Source organism: Ancylobacter novellus DSM 506 (genome assembly GCF_000092925.1).
Classification (GTDB): Bacteria; Pseudomonadota; Alphaproteobacteria; order Rhizobiales; family Xanthobacteraceae; genus Ancylobacter; species Ancylobacter novellus.
In genome coordinates, this window is sequence record NC_014217.1 from 1,618,893 (window position 1) to 1,636,893 (window position 18,001).

15 protein-coding genes are annotated in these 18,001 nt (G+C 68.6%); 4 read left to right on the forward strand and 11 right to left on the reverse strand.

Annotated features, from left to right (window positions below):
- Positions 1–16 precede the first annotated feature (16 nt).
- The 11 genes from SNOV_RS07800 to SNOV_RS07850 all read right to left on the reverse strand — a co-directional run bounded on the left by SNOV_RS07800 (position 17) and on the right by SNOV_RS07850 (position 14,333).
- Positions 17–862 carry an FAD binding domain-containing protein gene (locus SNOV_RS07800; protein WP_013166375.1) on the reverse strand — a complete coding sequence of 282 codons (846 nt, stop codon included), beginning with the start codon at positions 860–862 and terminating at the stop codon, positions 17–19.
- On the reverse strand, positions 859–1,875 hold the full coding sequence (locus SNOV_RS07805; RefSeq protein ID WP_013166376.1) for an ABC transporter permease: 1,017 nt from the start codon (positions 1,873–1,875) through the stop codon (positions 859–861). The genes SNOV_RS07800 and SNOV_RS07805 overlap by 4 nt, the downstream gene beginning before the upstream one ends.
- The gene (locus SNOV_RS07810; protein ID WP_013166377.1) at positions 1,868–2,893 is read right to left on the reverse strand and encodes an ABC transporter permease; all 1,026 of its coding nucleotides are present in this window, start codon (positions 2,891–2,893) and stop codon (positions 1,868–1,870) included. The genes SNOV_RS07805 and SNOV_RS07810 overlap by 8 nt, the downstream gene beginning before the upstream one ends.
- A complete protein-coding gene (locus SNOV_RS07815; protein WP_013166378.1) occupies positions 2,890–4,437 on the reverse strand; it encodes a sugar ABC transporter ATP-binding protein in 1,548 nt (515 codons plus the stop codon). Before SNOV_RS07815 ends, SNOV_RS07810 begins: the two co-directional genes overlap by 4 nt.
- Positions 4,438–4,563: 126 nt before the next feature.
- A complete protein-coding gene (torT, locus tag SNOV_RS07820) occupies positions 4,564–5,673 on the reverse strand; it encodes a TMAO reductase system periplasmic protein TorT (protein ID WP_013166379.1) in 1,110 nt (369 codons plus the stop codon).
- 110 nt (positions 5,674–5,783) lie between these two features.
- A complete protein-coding gene (locus tag SNOV_RS07825; RefSeq protein ID WP_013166380.1) occupies positions 5,784–7,733 on the reverse strand; it encodes a hydantoinase B/oxoprolinase family protein in 1,950 nt (649 codons plus the stop codon).
- 5 nt (positions 7,734–7,738) lie between these two features.
- A complete protein-coding gene (locus SNOV_RS07830) occupies positions 7,739–9,763 on the reverse strand; it encodes a hydantoinase/oxoprolinase family protein (protein ID WP_013166381.1) in 2,025 nt (674 codons plus the stop codon).
- A 283-nt stretch (positions 9,764–10,046) separates the two neighbouring features.
- Positions 10,047–11,426 (reverse strand): aspartate aminotransferase family protein, encoded by a 1,380-nt coding sequence (locus SNOV_RS07835; RefSeq protein ID WP_013166382.1) that lies wholly within the window; start codon positions 11,424–11,426, stop codon positions 10,047–10,049.
- 38 nt (positions 11,427–11,464) lie between these two features.
- Positions 11,465–12,424, reverse strand: coding sequence for an AraC family transcriptional regulator (locus tag SNOV_RS07840; RefSeq protein WP_013166383.1), 960 nt, complete (start codon positions 12,422–12,424; stop codon positions 11,465–11,467).
- A 137-nt stretch (positions 12,425–12,561) separates the two neighbouring features.
- Complete coding sequence (locus SNOV_RS07845; protein WP_013166384.1) at positions 12,562–13,287, reverse strand: LamB/YcsF family protein; 726 nt, start codon at positions 13,285–13,287, stop codon at positions 12,562–12,564.
- 89 nt (positions 13,288–13,376) lie between these two features.
- Positions 13,377–14,333: a LysR family transcriptional regulator gene (locus tag SNOV_RS07850; RefSeq protein ID WP_013166385.1), complete on the reverse strand. Its 957-nt coding sequence runs from the start codon at positions 14,331–14,333 to the stop codon at positions 13,377–13,379.
- 152 nt (positions 14,334–14,485) lie between these two features.
- Here SNOV_RS07850 and SNOV_RS07855 point away from each other — a divergent pair, with 152 nt between their 5' ends.
- From SNOV_RS07855 to SNOV_RS07870, 4 genes are read left to right on the forward strand one after another with little or no spacing between them, the layout of a single operon-like run.
- Positions 14,486–14,722 carry an acetyl-CoA carboxylase gene (locus tag SNOV_RS07855; RefSeq protein ID WP_013166386.1) on the forward strand — a complete coding sequence of 79 codons (237 nt, stop codon included), beginning with the start codon at positions 14,486–14,488 and terminating at the stop codon, positions 14,720–14,722.
- Between the two features lie 2 nt (positions 14,723–14,724).
- Positions 14,725–16,125: an acetyl-CoA carboxylase biotin carboxylase subunit gene (locus tag SNOV_RS07860; protein WP_013166387.1), complete on the forward strand. Its 1,401-nt coding sequence runs from the start codon at positions 14,725–14,727 to the stop codon at positions 16,123–16,125.
- Between the two features lie 13 nt (positions 16,126–16,138).
- A complete protein-coding gene (locus tag SNOV_RS07865; RefSeq protein WP_013166388.1) occupies positions 16,139–17,008 on the forward strand; it encodes a 5-oxoprolinase subunit B family protein in 870 nt (289 codons plus the stop codon).
- Positions 17,001–17,996 (forward strand): 5-oxoprolinase subunit C family protein, encoded by a 996-nt coding sequence (locus SNOV_RS07870; protein WP_013166389.1) that lies wholly within the window; start codon positions 17,001–17,003, stop codon positions 17,994–17,996. The genes SNOV_RS07865 and SNOV_RS07870 overlap by 8 nt, the downstream gene beginning before the upstream one ends.
- Positions 17,997–18,001 lie beyond the last annotated feature (5 nt).

Consider the following 18,001-nt stretch of genomic DNA (forward strand, 5'->3'; position numbering starts at 1 on the left):
TGACCTCCCGCCGGAATCAGTGAAGGGCGATCACCGCCCGCCGAACCAGAACCGGCAGCACGCTGACGCGATACCAGCCCGGCGCCTCGACGCCGTCGCGCCCGACGAACTCGTCGGCGAGTTCGGTCGCCATGTGGTGCGCGGCCTCGGCATCGAGCGGCGCGCCGGCGAGCGCGGCTTCCAGCCGGGTCCAGCGGCGGGCCACCGTCTCGACCGAGCCGACGGCGATGCGTGCCTGCGCGATGCGGCCGGCGGCGTCCCGCGTGATCGACAGGCTGACGATGGCGGTCGGGTAGTCGCCCGCCTTGCGCAGTGGCAGCCGGGCATGGGCGCTGAATGCGGCAGAGCGCGGCACGAGCACGCGCGTCAGCAGGCGGCCGGGTTCGAGCGATTGGCGTAGGTCGAGGAATGCCGCCAGCGGCAGGCGTTCGGTACCGCCGCGCGCGGCAATCTCGACCTCCGCGTCCAGGCAGAGCAGCGCCGGCACGAGGTCGGCGGCAGCGAAATCGGCCGTGCATAGATTGCCGCCGAGCGTCGCTGCCCGGCGTATGGCGGGATTGGCCGAGCGGCCGGCGGCCTCCGCGAGCACGCGCAGTTCGGGCCTCCCGGCGATGGCTTCGCCGAGCGCTGAATGGGTGACGCCGGCACCGATGGCGAGCGCGCCGTCGGTTTCCTCGATGCGGGTCAATTCCGGCACGCCGCCGAGCCCGACATAGATGGGCTTCAGCGGCTCGTGGCGGATCGGCGCCCGCATGATCCAGGTGCCGCCGGCGAGTGGCGCGCCTTCCGCACCGCATTCGGCGAGCGCGTCGAGCGCGGCCGGGAGCGAGGAGGCGGCATAGAAGGAGGGGGAGGCCGTCATCCGCGTCGCTCCAGCCGCAGTCGGTCGAGCACAACGCCGGCGATGACGATGGCGCCGAGCACCACCATCTGCACATAGCCGTCGATGCGGGTGAGGTTCATGCCGTTCGACAGGATGGTGACGAACAGCGCCCCGACCACCGCCGTGCCGACCCCGCCGCGCCCGCCGGCGAGGCTGGTGCCGCCGACCACCGCCGCGGCGATGGCCTGCAGCGACAGCGAACCGCCGAGGTTCGGCTCGCCCGAGCCGGTGCGCGCCGTCATCATCAGCGCGCCGAGCGCGGCGAGCGACGAGCAGAGCACATAGGTGGCGACGAGCAGGCGCTTCACCGGCAGGCCGGCCACCGCGGCGGCGCGCGGGTTGGTGCCGATGATGTAGAGCGCCCGGCCATAGACGGTGCGGGTCAGCACGAGGTGGAGCGCGATACCGACGATGACGGTGATGACGATCGCCGCCGGCACGCCGAACGGGCTGCCGCCGTAGAGCAGCCAGGAGAACAGGTCTGGCACGCCCTGCACCGGCCTGCCGGACGAGATGGTGGTGGCGACACCGATGGCGATGTTGTAACTGCCGAGCGTCGCCACGAAGGGGCTCACCCCGAGATAGGCGATGACGACGCCGTTGAAGACGCCGCAGGCGGCGCCGAGGGCGAAGCCCGCCGCCAGCCCCATCAGCAGCACCGTGCCGGGCTCCTGCCCGCCGGCGACGCCGGCCGCCATGGCGAGCGCCGCGCCGACGCTGACCATCGACACGGTAGGGCCGAGCGCGAGGTCGAAGCCGCGGGTGAGGATCACCACCGTTTGTGCCATGGCGAACAGGGCGAGATAGCTCGCCTGCTGCACGATGTTCACGAGGTTGCCGGGCGTGAGCACGGCGGAATCGACCGCGGCGAAGCCGAGCAGCAGCACGACGAGGGCGATGGGCAGCGCCGCCTGCCAGGCGAGCGCGAGCAGGGTGGCGCGGCGCTCGGCCGGCGCGGCGGCAGCGGGGGACGCGAGGTCGAGGTCAGACACGCAGCTTCCTCCGCCGTCCGAGCTCGTCGAGCGCCACCGCCACGACCATGATGATGCCGAGGAACACCGGCTGCAGGCGTGAATCGATGTGCAGCAGGTTCAGCGCGTTGCCGAGGATGGTGAGGAACAGCGCGCTGACGGCGACGATCTCCACCCGCCCGACGCCGCCGCGCAGGCTCACCCCGCCGATGACAGCGGCAGCGATGGATTGCAGCATCATGCGGTCGCCGCCGAAGCTCGCCTGGCCGGAGCCGACCTGGGCGGTCAGCAATATGCCAGTGAGCGCCGCCAGCACGCCGGAGAGCACATAGGTGCCGACGAGATGCCGCCGCGTGCCGACGCCGGAGACGATGGCGGCGTCGGTGTTGCCACCGATGGCATAGACATAGCGGCCGAACAGGGTGCGGCGCTGCACGAACACCATCACCAGCAGCACGATGAGCGCCACATAGATCGCGGTCGGCAGGCCGAAGAACTGCGCCCGGCCGAAGTCGCGCACGAAGCTCTGCGGCATGCCGTAGACCGGAATCCCCGAGGTGATCATCAGCGCGACGCCGGCGGTCGCCGACATGGTGCCGAGGGTGACGACGAAGCCGGAAACCTTCAGCCGCGCAACGCACAGCCCGTTGACGAGCCCGACCGCCGCGCCGCTGCCGAGCCCGGCGGCCAGTCCTCCGGCGATGATGAGGGCGTCGTTGCCGGGAAAGGACGCGGCGATGACGCCCATGGTCTTGGCCGTCACCACGCTCGCCAGCGCCACCACCGCGCCGACCGACAGGTCGAAGCCGCCGCCGATGATCACCAGCGCCTGCCCGCAGGCGATGATGGTCAGGAAGGCCGCGTTACGCAGGATGTTGAGGATGTTGATCGGCCCGTAGAATTGCGGGTCGACCGCCGACATACCGACGATGACCAGGATGAGCAGCGCCGGCAGGAAGCCGATGCGCCCGAGCAGGCTGCGGCCATAAGAGGCGGTGACGCCGGGCTGGGCGGTGAGCGAGGAGGCTTGCGCGTTCATGCCGCCTCCGTCGCCAGATGCTCCTTGAAGAAGGAGGCGAGCACGTTCTGCTCGGTCTTGTCGTCGCCGGTGAGCTCGGTGGCGATACGGCCGTGATGCATCACGTAGAGCCGGTTGGAGAGCGCCAGTACTTCCGGCAGTTCCGAGGAGACGACGATCACCGCCGCTCCCGCCTCCACCAGCTGCTTCATGAATTCATAGACCTCGAGCTTGGCGCCGACATCGATGCCGACGCTCGGCTCGTCGAACAGGAAGACCTTGAGTTCGCGGGTCAGCGCCCGCCCCAGCATCACCTTCTGGCGGTTGCCGCCGGAGAGCGCGCCGGCCGGCCGCTCGATATTCGGCGGGCGCAGCTTCAGCCGCTCCATCGCCCTGCCGACCAGGCCCCGCTCGGCGCCCTGCCGCAGCAGGCCGAAGCGGGCGAAGGCCGGCAGGTCGAGTGCCGTCATCGAGGCGTTCTCGCGGATGGGCCGCGAGAGGGCGAGGCCTTCCGCCACCCGGTTGGCCGGGAAATAGGCGACGCCGTGCGTCAGGCTCTCGCGCGGGGAGGGCGCGTCATATGGCGTGCCCTCGATCCGCATCGTGCCGCCGACGATCGGCTCAAGGCCGTAGATCGCCCGCACCAACTCCGACTTGCCGCAGCCGACGAGGCCGGCAATGCCGGTGATCTCGCCGGACCGGGCGTAGAAATTCACCTCCTGTACCGAGCCGTCGGCCAGCGTCAGGTCCTCGACATCAACCGCGACCTCGGTAGGTGCGTGCGGGATGGTGGGAAACAGCACGTCGATGCGCCGGCCGGTCATCAGCTCGACCAATTCGCCATCGGTGACGCGCGCCGCGTCGAGCGTGCGGATATGGCGCCCGTCGCGCAGCACCGTCACCCGGTCGGCCAGCGCGCGGATCTCGCGCATGCGATGCGACACGTAGATGAGGCCGACGCCCTGCGCCTTCAGCTTGGCGATCAGCTCGAACAGGCGGCCGGTCTCGCGTTCGGTGAGCGAAGCCGTCGGTTCGTCGAGGATCAGCAGCCGCACCTTGCCGAGCAGGGCCTTCGCAATCTCCGCCATCTGTTGGTGGGCGCGGGAGAGGTCGTCGACGCGCCTGCCCGGATCGAGGTCGAAGCCGAGCTCGTCGATGAGAGCGCGCGCCTTCTTGCGCATCGCCCCGGCGCGCAGCACGCCGCCGGTCGAGACCTCGCGGCCGAGGAACAGGTTCTCCTCCACGGTGAGGCTCGGCACCAGCGAGAATTCCTGGAACACCGGGCTGATGCCGATGGCGCGCGCCCGCTGCGGGCTGAGGTGGCGGATCTCCTCGCCGTCGAAATGGAAGCTGCCCTCGTCCGGCGGGAAGGTGCCGGCGATGACGTTGATCAGCGTCGACTTGCCGGCACCGTTCTCGCCGAACAGCACATGCAGCTCGCCCGCCCGCACGTCGAGGTCGACATGGTCGAGCGCGCGCACGCCGGTGAAGCGCTTCGAGATGCCCTTCAGCTCCAGCAGCGGCGGGGCGGCGGCCGCCTGCGGGGGCCTTGCGCTGATGTCCATGCGGTGTCCTGCAAATCCCGTTCATCCTCGGCCCCGCCAGGCGGAGCCGATGCAGTTCCCGGGCCACGCGAGGACCTGTGCGGGGGGAGCACAGGTCCTCGACGTCGGGCCGGGCCCGTGGGGGTGCTACTTCGCCTTGACGGAGTAGACTGGGCTCCAGCTCGCCGGGGCGAGCACGAGGTCCATCTGCACCTTCGGCACGGTGGTCTTGTCGATCACGGCGGCGATGGGCTGCACGAGGGCGGTCACCGGCTTCTTCTCGATCAACCGTACCGCCTGGTCGATGGCGATGGCACCCTCGCCGACCGGGTACTGGGTGGCGAAGGCGAGGATGTCGCCGCGGTTGAGCGCGTCGAGCATCGCCTGGTTTTCGTAGGAGGAGATTACCTTGATGTCTGAGCGGCCGGCCTCGGCGACGGCGCCGATGGCGGCTTCGGCGGTCGGCGCGCTGCCCCAGATCACGTTCATCGACGGATAGGCCTGCAGCGCGTCCTGGATCAGCTGGAGCTGCACGGCGACGCCGGAATCGCCGAACTTCTCACCGAGGATCTTGGCCTTCGGATTCTTGGCGACCGCCTTCTTGAAGCCCTCGTTGAAGGCTTCCGCCCAGCCCGAGCCCGCCGGGCCGGGGAAAGTGACGATGTTGAGCTCCTCGTCGGGCTTCGACTGCGCCAGCAGGCCCTCGCCGGTGACCTCGCCCATGGCGGTGAAGTCGACATAGTTGGCGGCTGGCAGTGCGTTGGGCGGCAGCGGATTGGTGACGCCGACCACCGGGATGCCCTTGGCCTTGGCCTCCTCGAACTTCTTCATCAGGCCGGCGCCGGAGATGGTGCCGACGATGATGGCGTCGGCCTTGGCTGCCATGCAATCGTCGAACTGCGAGAGCTGCTTGGGCAGGTTCTCGTAACCGCCGGCCTCGTAGAGGTTCATGTTCACGTTCGAGGCTTCGGCCTGCTTGACGACGCCATAGGCGACCGCGACCCAAAAGCTGTCCTTCATGTGCGGGAACAGCACGCAGATATTGTAGGGCTTCTGGGCCTTGGCGAGCGGCGTGTATTCGGCCGGCTTCGGCGTGCCCGAGGAAGAGTCATAGATCTTCATCGGGAACCACTTCTCCTGCGCCGCCGCGGGGGAGAGCGAGGCGGCGGCGAAGGCGATGAGGGCGGCGCCGGTGAGCGCGCGGCGCTTACAGCGGGAGAGGGGACTCGTACCCATCGATGCGGTGCGGGTAGACATGGTTCTTATTCCTCTGGTTGGCTTTTTGGCGGGAGGGCGGGGGCGGACCCGGCGTCCTCTTCCGAAGGCACTGCCTGATGCCGCGCGGGCGGCGAAGAGATGGCCGGCGGTCAGCCGGCCCAATTGGCGATCGAGCGGCGTTCGAACACCTCCCGGAACTGGCGGGTGGACTCCGGCAGGAGTTCGCCGGTGCCCCAGTCGAGGATCACCGCGTGCTGGCGGATGGCGTCGAGGGCGTCGATCTCGCCCGCCCGGTAGCGCGCGGCGACGAGCACCGGATCGATGCGGGCGTCACCGACGCGCCGGGCGCGGATGACGTCCCGCAGCGCCGCGGTGGCGGCTTCGTCGATCGCGTAGTCGCAGAGCTCGGCGTCGATGGTCTCGATGACGACGCCGTAGTCCTTGGCGGCGCGGGCAACCGAGACGTAGTCGTCCTTCACGTCCTCCAGCACCAGAGCGGGATCGCGCTCCAGCGGGTCGCCGAAGCCGCCGCCGCCGGCGGTCGGGCGGGAGAAGATGTCGCCCTCGTTTATCGGCACGTCGGAGAAGATCGAGCCGAGCCGCTCCTCCTCGTTCGCCCCGGCGCGCATAAGGGTGAGGCCGTGCGGCATGGAGGGCAGGCCGCCCTCGATACCCCACACCACCGCGCGTTCGCGGTCGCAGATGTAGGAGATGACCGTCTTCTCGGCCTGGAGCATCACCGAGGTCTTCACCACGCCGGCGCCGCCGCGCCACCGGCCGGGGCCGGGGCTGTCCTGCAGGATCTCGCATTCGGTGGTGAGGATGGGATTGGCGCGCTCTTGCCCCTCGACCGGCTGCGCCATCATGCCGGTGCCGAAGCAGGCGGTGGTGACATTGGCGCCGTCGCGGCCGTTGCGCCCTCCCCAGCCGCCGGGCAGCCAGTCGTAGAACATGAAGATCGGCTTGTCGGGGGTGCGGGCGTCGCGGCCGCCGGTGAGCAGATATTCGAGGTTGAAGGCGCAGGCGAGCGCCCGCTCGGGCATCAGCTTCGACCACATCTCGTAGATGGCGTTCATGATCTTCTCGAACGGCATCAGGAAGCCGGTCACCGCGACCGGCCATTGGGCGTCGACGATGGAGCCTTCCGGCTTGATGATCTCGAAGCAGCGGTAGAAGCCGGAATTGAGCGGCAGATCGGGGAAGAAGGTCTTCATCCCCGCGGCCACCGCCGAGAAGGTGGTGCCGAAGGCGGAATTGTAGATCGAGCCGATTACCGGATGAGAGCCGGAGAAGTCGTAGATCGCCTTGTCGCCCTTGATGGTGAGCTTGATGCGGATCGGGATCATGCCTTCCCCGCCGGCCGGGTCGCGGTCGATGAAGTCGACCGTTTCCCACTCGCCGTCGGGCAGCGCGGCGATACGCGCGCGGGCTGAGCGCTCGACATAGTCCTGCACGGCGGAAAGGCCGGTCTCCACGGTCTCGTGGCCATATTTGCCGACGAGGCGCAGTATCTCGCGCTCGCATACCGCGGTCGCCTGTGCCTGGGCCTGGATGTCGCCGATGATCGAGGCGGGATCGCGGGTGTTCGACGCGATGAGATGGGCGACGTCCTTGCAGAAGCGGCCCTTGTCGAACAGCCGGACCGGCGTGATGCGCAGACCCTCCTTGAACATCTCCTTCGCCGAGACGTCGAAGGAGCCCGGCACCGAGCCGCCGACATCCGACCAGTGCCCATTTGACTGGGCGAAGGCGATGATCTTGCCCTCGGAGAAGATCGGCCGGATCAGCCGCACGTCAGAGAAATGCGTGCCGCCGGCATAGGGGTCGTTGATGGCGTAGACGTCGCCCTCGTGCATGTCGCCGGCGAAGTGGCGCATCACCTCCTTGCAGGTGAAGTGCAGCGTGCCGACGTGGACCGCGATATCCGCATTGCCCTGCGCCGCGCATTCGCCTTCGGCATCGTGCAGGGCGCTGGAGAAGTCGTGGTTGTAGATGACGAAGGAGTAGCAGGTCCGCAGGATCTGCTCGCCCATCTGGTCGACGCTGGTGATGAAGGAGTTCTTCAGGACCTCGAAGGTCACGGGGTCGAGCTCGGCCATCGCTCTCAGCCCTTCACGCGGATGATGATGTTGAGGAAGCGGTCGACCTCGGCGCTGGCGCCGGGCGGCACGACGGTGGTGGAATCGAGCTGCTCGACGATGGCCGGTCCCTCGAAGACGAAACCGCAGGGCAGGTCGTCGCGGCTGTAGACCGGGGTGTCGAGCCCCTCGCCATCGAACCAGACGCGCCGGCGCGAGGCGGGTTCGGGGATGGTACCGGTCGGCGCGTGCACCGCGAACTCGGCCTTGGGCACCACGCCGATCGCCTTGAGATTGAGGCGGAAGAAACTCACCGGCGCGTCGTCGCGGCGGAAATTGTATTCGCGCTGATGCTCGGCGTGGAAGCTGTCGACGAGATCGGCGATCACTTCGATCGGGCGCGGCGCGTTGACCGCGAGCGAGCGCCACTGGCCGCGATACATCATGTCGATGGAGCGCTGGAGCACGATGTCGCCCTCGGCGACGCCCTCATGGGTGAGGCGGGCAAGCGCCTCCCTCTCGAGCTCGGCGAAAAGCGCTTCGATCTCGGCGGGATCGGCCTCGTCGGCGCCGACCATGCAGCTCTGGGAGAAGTCGTGCTGCATGTCGACCAAGAGGCAGCCGAGCGCCGAGGTGACACCGGGGTTCGGCGGCACGATCACTACCGGGATGGACAGTTCGCGGGCGACGTCGACGCCGTGCAGCGCCCCAGCGCCGCCGAAGGCGACGAGGGCGAAGTCGCGCGGATCGTAGCCGCGCGAGATGGAGATCAGCCGCACCGCGTCGGACATGTTGGCGTTGGCCACCCTGACGATGGCATCGGCCGCCTCGTGCAGGCCGAGCCCGAACGGCTTGGCAACGCCTTCCTCCACCGCGCTGTAGGCGAGCTCGGGATCGAGCGTCACCTTGCCGCCGGCTAGCGAGGTGCCGAGCCGGCCGAGCGTGATGTTGGCGTCGGTGTTGGTCGGCTGGGTGTTGCCGTTGCCGTAGCAGGCCGGTCCCGGATAGGCCCCGGCCGATTGCGGGCCATTGCGCAGGGATCCAGCCGCGTCCGTCCAGGCGAGCGAGCCGCCGCCGGCGCCGATGGTCAGCACCTCGATGGAGGCGAAGCGGATCGGGTAGCCGAACTCGATGTACCAGTCCTTGGTGACGCGCGACTGGCCCTCATAGGCGAGCGACACGTCGGTGGAGGTGCCGCCCATGTCGAGGCCGATGGAATTCGGGAAGCCGCACAGGCCGGCGATGTAGCGGCTGGCGATGGCGCCCGCGGCGATGCCCGAGCCGGCGAGGCGGGCGGCGAAGTCCTTGACGCTCGCCGGCGTCATCACCCCGCCGCCGGTGTGCAGGAGGAGCAGGTCGCGCTCGTAGCCGCCCTCGGCCAGCCGGTCGCCGAGCCGCGTCGTGTAGTCGACCACGACCGGGCTGACCACGGCGTTCGCCACCGTGGTGGAGAAGCGCTCGTGCTCGAAGATTTCCGGCAATACCTGCGAGGAGATCGACACCGGGATGTCCGGCATCTCCTCCTTCAGTATCTCGCGCATGCGCCGCTCATTGGCGCCGTTGAGATAGGCGTTCATGAAGCACACGGCGATGGCGGCGACGCCGCGCTTTCTGAGGATGCGGGCGACGTCGCGGGCGGCGGCCTCGTCGAGCGGCTCGACGATGCGCCCGGCCGCGTCGACGCGCTCGGGGACGGTGAGCCGGTCGCGGCGCGGCACATAGGGCGGCACCACGTCCTTGTAGACGTCCCACAGGTCTTCCTTGTTGGCGCGGCGGATCTCGATCACGTCGCGGAAGCCCTTGGTGGAGACCACCGCGGCACGCGGCAGGCGGCGGGTGATCAGCGCATTGGTGGCGACGGTGGTGCCGTGGGAGAACAGCGCTACCTTGGAGAGGTCGACGCCGGCCTTCTCGACGCCGCTCAGGATCCCGTCGATCGGATCACGGGTGGACGACGTCTTCTCGATACGGATGAGGCCGCTCGCCTCGTCCATGATGCAGATGTCGGTGAAGGTGCCGCCCACATCGACGGCTACGCGGAGATTCTGCACGGCAGCGCTTCCCTGTCCTAGCCCGTTCCGGCCGGCCCACGCGCATGGGCAAGGGTCGGCCGGAAGGACCCCGGCCGCCGGCTGCCTGGCGGTGGACGCGATTTCGGAAGTGTCGAGGGAGGATTAAACGTCCTTTTGTCCCGCGGCTCTTGACGCTCCGTGCAGGAAGATTTGCATCTGAGAGCACTCTCGCCTGATTTCTGGGCTCGCTCGGCAAATGCTCGGAAAATGGTCAGCAGCTCCGCCGGCCCAAGGGAAGCCGGCGAAGCCGCGAGGGCAGGCCTTAGGCGTCCGGCATGCCGGCATTCACCCAGTCGGTCACGTCGTCGAGCGTCAGCGCGAAGCGGCGCAGCATCTCGTCGATCTCCGCCTCGGTGATGATCATCGGCGGGCAGAAGGCGATGGAATCGCCGATGGCGCGGACGATCAGGCCATGATCATGGGCGCGGTCGAACAGCTTCAGGCCGACCTTGCCGACAGGTTCGAAGCGCGCCTTGGTCTCCTTGTCCGCCACCAGCTCGAGGGCGGCGATGAGGCCCATGCCACGCACCTCGCCCACCAGCGGATGGTCGGCGAAGCGGGCGAGCCCGGCGCGCATGTATTCGCCCATCGCGGCGGCGCGGGCGACGAGGCCGCGCTCCTCGATGATGGCAAGGTTCTCCAGCGCCACGGCGGTCGCCACCGGATGGGCGCCGGTGGTGTAGCCATGGCCGAGCATGCCGAGCTTTTCCGACTGGTCGGCGATCGGCTGGTAGATGGAATCCTTCATCAGGATCGCGGCGAGCGGCTGATAGGACGAGGTGATCTGCTTGGAGCAGACGAGGATGTCCGGCTCGATGCCGAGCGCCTCGCAGCCGAACATGGTGCCGAGCCGGCCGAAGCCGTTGATCACCTCGTCGGCGATGACCAGCACGTCGTACTTGCGGCAGACCGCCTGCACCTTCGGCCAGTAGCCCTTGGGCGGCACGATCACGCCGCCGGCGCCCATCACCGGCTCGCCGATGAAGGCGGCGACGGTCTCGGGTCCCTCGGCGAGGATCAGGTCCTCGATCTCCTTGGCGAGGCGGTCGGCGAAGGCCTCCTCGCTCTCGCCCGGCAGCGCGTTGCGGTAATGGTGCGGGCGCGTGGCGTGGCGGGCGAAGGGCAGGGGAAGGTCGAAGCCCTTCTGGTTGCCGGCAAGGCCCGTGAGGCTGGCCGCGGCGATGGTGATGCCGTGATAGGCGCCCTCGCGGGAGATGAACTTCTTCTTCTCCGTCCGGCCCAGCGCGTTGTTGTAGTACCAGACGAACTTGATGACGGAGTCGTTCGCCTCGGCGCCGGAATTGGTGAAGAACACATGGCTGAGGCCGGCCGGGGCGAGCTCGGTCAGCTTGGCGGCGAGCAGCGTCGAAGGCGCGTGCGCCTTGTGCGAGAACACATGGTAGTAGGGCAGCTTGGCGAGCTGCTTGGCCGCCGCCTCGACGAGGCGCGGCTCGCCGAAGCCGACGCCGACGCTCCACAGCCCGGCCATCGCCTCGATATATTCGCGGCCCTCGTCGTCATAGACATAGATGCCTTCGCCGCGGTCGATGACGATCGGCCCCAGCCGCTCGTGGCGACGCAGATTGGTCACGGGATGGATGTGGTGGGCGACGTCAAGACTGTGCAGCGAATTGGTGGGCATGCTCGGAACCTTGGGGCAGGGCGGAAGGGCTCCCGCGATCAGCTCGCGGGAGAGCGGGAATCGGCGCGCGTCTCGCTCGGCGTGCAGCCGAAACGCGTACGGTAGTTGCGGCTGAACTGCGCCTGGTCGCCGAAGCCCCATTCATAAGCGATTTCGGAGATCGATTTGCGGCAATTCGGATCGCGCAGCATCGCTTCGCACGCGAGAAGCCTCTGATTGCGTATATACGCGCCCACCGTGATGTTCTCGCCCTCGAAGATCTGGTGCAGGTAGCGCACCGAAATGCCGCAGCCCTCCGCCACCATCTGCGGCGAGAGCCGGACGTCGCCGAGCCGCGAGCGGATGAAGTGCTCGCAGCGGTGCAGATGGGCGTTGCGCACGCTGGAGGAATGGCCGGCCAGCACGCGCTCGTCCGCCTCGATCGCCATGGCGAGCAGGTCGACAAGCTGCTTGCCCATCAGCGCGCGGGCCGGCTCGTCCATCTCGTCGATGCGCGCGCCGGTGAGCCGCAGCATGTCGACGAAGATGGCGCCGACCGAGCGGCTGGCGTCGAATTGCAGCGTGGCGAGGCGCTCCGGCCGGACGATGCGGGTGCGCAGCACCGCCGCCGGAACCTTCAGCACCCAGAGCGCGGCCGGGTCGCGATGGCTGAACTCGTAGGGCAGGTGGCTGCGCTCGATGAGGAAGGCGCCGGGTCGGCAGCACACCTCGCGCCCGTCCTGCTCGAAGCGGACCTCGGCGAGCTCGGGCACGGTGATGAGGTAGCTCTCCTCGCGCTCCGTGACGAGGTGGCGCTCGTGGCGGCGATAGACGAGGCCGTCCGATACGTTGCGCGACACCGCGACCGGGCCGAGCGACCAGGCGCCGAGGCTGCCGGAGAACTCGCTGCCCGAGCCGAAGCGCAGGTCGAGCGGAAAGTAGGTCTTCGAGACGGCGTCCTGCCAGAGCTGGCGCCGCAGCGCCGGCGCCACCTGATTGGTCGAATATCCGGCACGCATGTCGCGTTCCTCCGATCCAAGGACGGCAGCCCGCGGGCGGCCGGGACGCCGGCGTCACCGCGGGATCATGCTACGTTCGCAGACGGAACGCCCCCTATGGCAGGCCTCGCGGTCCGCGCCGTCAAGGCGCCGGTCGCTCAGGCGAGCCAGGGGCGCACCGCTTCCTTCAGGACACGAGCCAACTCCGCCGCATTCGGCGTGTCGGAATGGATGCAGATCGTCTCGGCCTTCATGTCGAAGTCGCGGCCGTCGATGGTGACGGCCTTGCCTTCGGTGAGCATGCGCACGGCGCGGCGCGCCGCCTCGGCGGGATCGCGCGCCTCGTGCTCGCGGGTGATGATCAGCGCGCCCGAGGCGTCGTAATCGAGATCGACATAGTATTCCGAGATGAAGGTGAGGCCGCGGGCACGGTAGACCTTCTCATGCAGGGTGCCGGCCATGCCGACCACCGGCACGCCATATACCTGCGCGGCGTCGGCGACGGCGTGCGCCACCTCCTCGCGCCGCATCGCAGCGCCGTAGAGGGCGCCGTGCGGCTTCACATGGTTGAGCTTCATGCCGGCGGCGTCGAGGAAGCCCTTGAGGGCCCCGATCTGGTATAGCACGCAGGCCGAGAGCTCCTCGCGTCCCATCGCCATGTCGCGCCGGCCGAAGCCCTGCAGGTCCGGGAAGGAAGGGTGGGCGCCGACCGCCACCCCATGCTCGGCCGCAAGCCGCACGGTCTTGCTCATCACCACCGGGTCGGCGGCATGGAAGCCGCAGGCGACATTGCCGATCTGGATATGCGGCATGATGCCGGCATCGTCGCCGCAGCTATAGAGGCCGTATCCCTCGCCCATGTCGCAATTGATGACGACGCCCATGCCCTTCTCCGTACCCTTCGCCTGACTTGGCGGAAGCGTGGCGAAGCCCGACGGCCATCGTCAAATCGTATTAAGCGGATGCCGATATCTTAAATTTCGATGTCCTCTCCCGACCGCCGCCGCGCACCTGCCGGGCGGGCCGCGCCATAGCCGGCGACGGCGAAGCGCAGGAAGTCGCGGAAGGCCGACATGGCCGGCGTGAAGCGCGCGTCGCGGCGCCAGGCGAGGCCGACATCCATGCTCGGCACCTCGTCCTCCAGCTCCCGCTGCTCGATGCGCTGGCCCTCCAGCGACCATGGCCGGTAGACGAGGTCCGACAGGATGGTGACGCCCATGCCGCCCGCGACCATGGAGCGGACCGCCTCCACCGAGGAGGTACGGAAGATGACGCGGGGCTTCAGCGCATAGGTCGACCAGTAGCGCATGGAGGTGTGCCGCGCCTCATCGACGGTGAGCATCACATAGGGGTGGCGCGCCACGTCGGCGAGCGTCACGCGCTCGGGCCGGGTCAGCGGGTGGTCGGGGGCGAGCCACAGCCGACGAGCCGAGCGGAGCAGCAACTCGCTGGCGAGATTGCCGCTGTCTTGCAGATTGGAGACGAGGAGCACCGCGACGTCCAGCGCGCCATCCACCAGCGCCTGTTCCACCACCGAGCGCGGTGCTTCGAACAGCTCGACCGTTACGCCGGGAAAGCTCGCCTGGAAACGCATCTGGTGGCGCGGCAGGAAATAGCCCGCCACCGTGTAGGTGACGCCGATCCGCACCGTGCCGGCGATCGGCGCGTTGGAATGGTGGGCGTCGCGCACCGCTTCCGCTACCGCAGCAAGGATCTGCCGGCCTTGCGAGAGAAAGCGACTGCCCTCCAGCGTCACCGCTACGCCGGTCGGCGTGCGGTCGAGCAGGCGCGAGCCGACGAGCGCCTCGAGCTGCTGGATGGCGGCAGTCACCGCCGATTGCGAGACGTTGAGCTCCACCGCGGCCTGGCTGATGCGCCCCGTCTCGGCGGCGGCGACGAAATAGCGGATCTGCTTCAGCGAAACGGACATTCGGACCCTCGGAAATGGCGGCTCTGCGGTCGCCTGTCCCGATGCTATCTGATTTTCTGATGTCTCGAATTCTTTAATGCTATTTCTCGCCGGGTATCTCTTTTGCAACTCTCCCCGCAGCGACAAACCGCAGCTTTGATGGACAAGACGCGATGGCGAAGACGATACAGGCACCGCTGCCGGGCACCTTCTACCGGGCTTCGGCTCCGGGTGAGCCGCCCTTCAAGCTGGAGGGAGACGCGGTGGCGGTGGGCGACACGGTCGGCCTGATCGAGGTGATGAAGTCCTTCACGCCGGTCGTCGCCGAGGAGGCCGGCACGCTCATAGCCTTCCATGTGGAGAACGAGGACGCGGTGATGGCTGGCCAGCCGCTCTACGACCTCGGCTGACCATGGCCGTCTCGACGATTTTCATCGCCAATCGGGGCGAGATCGCCGTGCGGGTGATCCGCGCCGCCCGCGAGCTGGGCCTGCACACCGTGCAGGCGGTGAGCGCCGCCGATGGCGACATGCTGGCGGCTAGGCTCGCCGACGCGGTGGCGCCCGTGGGCCCGGCCCATGCCACCAAGTCCTATCTCAACAAGGAGGCGGTGGTGCGCGCGGCGCTGGAGAGCGGCTGCGACGCGGTGCATCCCGGCTACGGCTTCCTCTCCGAGAATGCCGATTTCGCCCAGATGGTGGAGGAGGCCGGCCTCGTCTTCATCGGGCCGAGGCCCGAGACCATCCGCCAGATGGGCGACAAGGCGCGCGCCCGGCAGGAGGCGCAGGCCGCCGGCGTGCCGACCGTCCCCGGCACCGAGGGCGTCGTCGCCGATCTCGACACGGCAAAGGCCGAGGCGGCGCGCATCGGCTATCCGGTGATGATCAAGGCCGCGGCGGGCGGGGGAGGGCGCGGCATCCGCGTCGCCCGCCACGAGGCCGAGCTTGCAACGCTATTCCCCCAGGCGAGCGGCGAGGCGCGCGCCGCCTTTGGCGATGGCGGGCTCTATCTGGAACGCTTCATCGGCCGCGCCCGGCACATCGAGGTGCAGGTGCTCGGCGACGGGAAGCGCGCCGTCCATCTCTTCGAGCGCGAATGCTCGCTGCAGCGCCGCCGCCAGAAGGTGTGGGAGGAGGCGCCCGCCGCCTGCCTCACCTCGGAACAGCGGGTGGCGCTGTGCGACTCGGCGGTGCGGCTCGCCGAACGGGTCGGCTATCGCGGCGCCGGCACGCTGGAATATCTGTTCGATGACGAGACCGGCGAGTTCTTCTTCATCGAGATGAACACGCGCATCCAGGTGGAGCATCCGGTTACCGAGATGGTGACGGGCATCGACCTTGTGCGGACGATGATCAGCATCGCCATGGGCGAGCCGCTGCCGCTCGCCCAAGGGGACATCGCACTGAAGGGCCATGCCATCGAGGCGCGCATCTGCGCCGAGGACCCGGCCGCCGATTTCCGCCCCGCTCCCGGCACGGTGACGGGGCTCGCTTTGCCCGGCGGCTTCGGCGTGCGCTTCGATACGCTGCTCTATGCCGGCTATACGGTGCCGCCCTTCTACGATTCGCTGCTCGGCAAGCTGATCGCCCATGACGAGAGCCGCGCCGCGGCCATCACACGCCTCGACCGCGCCCTCGGCGAGCTCGTCGTCGAGGGTCTGCCGACCACCGCGCCGCTGCACCGCGCTCTCGCCGCCGACCCGGCGGTCCGGGCAGGCAGGGTGCACACGCGCTGGCTGGAGGAGTGGCTGGCCGCCGCGCCGCTGGCCGTGCCTCTCGCTGCCCCCGCTTCACCCGCTCCCACCCCAGCCTGAGGATCGCCCGGCGATGCAAACGCGCTATTCATTCGGCGGCGACGAGCACATCTTCGTCGAGGTCGACGAGGAGATGTCGCTGGAGGCCTTCTTCAAGAGCCTCTCCATGACCAATGCGGTACGCGAGAGCGGCATCGCCGGCATCACCGAGATCTGCCCGGCCAACGCCTCGTTCCAGATCAAGTTCGACCCGGACGTGATCGCGCCGCAGGACCTCATGACGGAGCTGAAGGGGTTCGAGGCAGCGGCCGAGAAGGCGGACAAGACTATCGAGACCCGCATCATCGAGATTCCGGTGCTCTATGACGACCCGTGGACACGCGAGACGCTGATGCGCTTTCGCGAGCGGCATCAGGACCCGACCTCCACCGATCTCGAATATGCGGCGCGGGTGAACGACTATCCGGACGTTCAGAGCTTCATCGCCGCCCATGCGGCCTCGCCCTGGTTCGTCTCCATGGTCGGCTTCGTCGCCGGGCTGCCCTTCACCTACCAGTTGGTGGAGCGCGCCAAGCAGATCGAGGTGCCGAAATATCTGCGCCCGCGCACCGACACGCCGCGCCTCACGGTCGGCCATGGCGGCTGCTTCGGCTGCATCTATTCGGTACGCGGCGCCGGCGGCTACCAGATGTTCGGCGTCACCCCCATGCCGATCTACGATCCCAGCGGAAAGATCAGCTATCTCAAGGAGCTGATGATCTTTCGCCCCGGCGACATCATCAAGTTCCGCTCGGTCGAGCGCGCCGAGTACGACGCCGACGTCGCGGCGATCGATGAAGGGCGCTTCGAGCCGAAGATCGTGTCCGTGCCGTTCTCGCTCGACGCCTTCACCGCCGATCCCGCCGGCACCAACGCCAAGCTGCTGGAGGCCCTCAATGGCTGACCGCTCCATCGAGGTCGTCAAGCCCGGCCTCGCCACCACCGTGCAGGACCTCGGCCGGCCGGGCTATTACCATCTCGGCCTGCCGCTCTCGGGCGCCATGGACCGTTTCGCGCTGATCGCCGCCAACAGGCTTGTCGGCAATGAGGATGGCGCGGCGGGGCTGGAGGCGGTGTTCCTCGGGCCGGAGCTGCGCTTTACATCGGACGCGCTGGTCGCGGTTACCGGCGCCGAATTGCCGCCGAAGCTCGACGGGGTCGAGCAGCCGCTGTGGACCGCCTTCGCGGTCAAGGCCGGGCAGGTGCTGTCCTTCGCCTTCCTCAAGAGCGGCGCGCGCGCCTATATCGCCATCGCCGGCGGCATCGACGTGCCCGAAGTGCTCGGCTCGCGCTCGACCTATGCGCTCGGCGCGCTGGGCGGCTTCGAGGGCCGGGCCTTGAAGGCGGGCGACGTGGTGCCGCTCGGCACGCCGTCGGGAGCCTGGCGCGAAGGCGCCACGCTGCCGCCGGAAGGCCGCCGCCCCGTGCAGGCGAGCGGCGTCGAGATCCGCGTCGTGCCGGGCCTTTACTGGCACCGCGTCACCGAGGATGCGCAGGCCGGCTTCTTCGAAGACACGTGGAAGGTGGCGCCGGAAGCCGACCGCATCGGCTACCGCTTCCGCGGCGGCAAGAAGCTCGATTTCGTGCCGCGGGAGCAACCCTTCGGCGCAGGCTCCGACCCCTCCAACATCGTCGACAGCTGCTATCCCTACGGCTCGATCCAGGTGCCGGGCGGTACCGAGCCGATCGTGCTGCACCGCGACGCGGTGTCGGGCGGCGGATATTTCATGATCGGCACGGTGATCGCGGCCGATATGGACCTGATCGGGCAGTTGCAGCCGCACCAGCCCGTGCGCTTCACCGCCGTGACGTTGGACGAGGCGCTCCAGGCCCGGGTGGTGGAGAAGGCGCGGGTGCAGGGGTTGGAGCACTCCCTGCGCTTAGGCGGCTAATAATT

Excerpts from the sequence above, each read along its gene's own strand:
- SNOV_RS07800 (WP_013166375.1), bottom strand. The coding sequence starts at position 862 with ATGACGGCCTCCCCCTCCTTCTATGCCGCCTCCTCGCTCCCGGCCGCG.
- SNOV_RS07810 (WP_013166377.1), bottom strand. The coding sequence starts at position 2,893 with ATGAACGCGCAAGCCTCCTCGCTCACCGCCCAGCCCGGCGTCACCGCC.
- SNOV_RS07815 (WP_013166378.1), bottom strand. The coding sequence starts at position 4,437 with ATGGACATCAGCGCAAGGCCCCCGCAGGCGGCCGCCGCCCCGCCGCTG.
- torT (WP_013166379.1), bottom strand. The coding sequence starts at position 5,673 with ATGTCTACCCGCACCGCATCGATGGGTACGAGTCCCCTCTCCCGCTGT.
- SNOV_RS07825 (WP_013166380.1), bottom strand. The coding sequence starts at position 7,733 with ATGGCCGAGCTCGACCCCGTGACCTTCGAGGTCCTGAAGAACTCCTTC.
- SNOV_RS07835 (WP_013166382.1), bottom strand. The coding sequence starts at position 11,426 with ATGCCCACCAATTCGCTGCACAGTCTTGACGTCGCCCACCACATCCAT.
- SNOV_RS07840 (WP_013166383.1), bottom strand. The coding sequence starts at position 12,424 with ATGCGTGCCGGATATTCGACCAATCAGGTGGCGCCGGCGCTGCGGCGC.
- SNOV_RS07845 (WP_013166384.1), bottom strand. The coding sequence starts at position 13,287 with ATGGGCGTCGTCATCAATTGCGACATGGGCGAGGGATACGGCCTCTAT.
- SNOV_RS07850 (WP_013166385.1), bottom strand. The coding sequence starts at position 14,333 with ATGTCCGTTTCGCTGAAGCAGATCCGCTATTTCGTCGCCGCCGCCGAG.
- SNOV_RS07855 (WP_013166386.1), top strand. The coding sequence starts at position 14,486 with ATGGCGAAGACGATACAGGCACCGCTGCCGGGCACCTTCTACCGGGCT.
- SNOV_RS07860 (WP_013166387.1), top strand. The coding sequence starts at position 14,725 with ATGGCCGTCTCGACGATTTTCATCGCCAATCGGGGCGAGATCGCCGTG.
- SNOV_RS07865 (WP_013166388.1), top strand. The coding sequence starts at position 16,139 with ATGCAAACGCGCTATTCATTCGGCGGCGACGAGCACATCTTCGTCGAG.
- SNOV_RS07870 (WP_013166389.1), top strand. The coding sequence starts at position 17,001 with ATGGCTGACCGCTCCATCGAGGTCGTCAAGCCCGGCCTCGCCACCACC.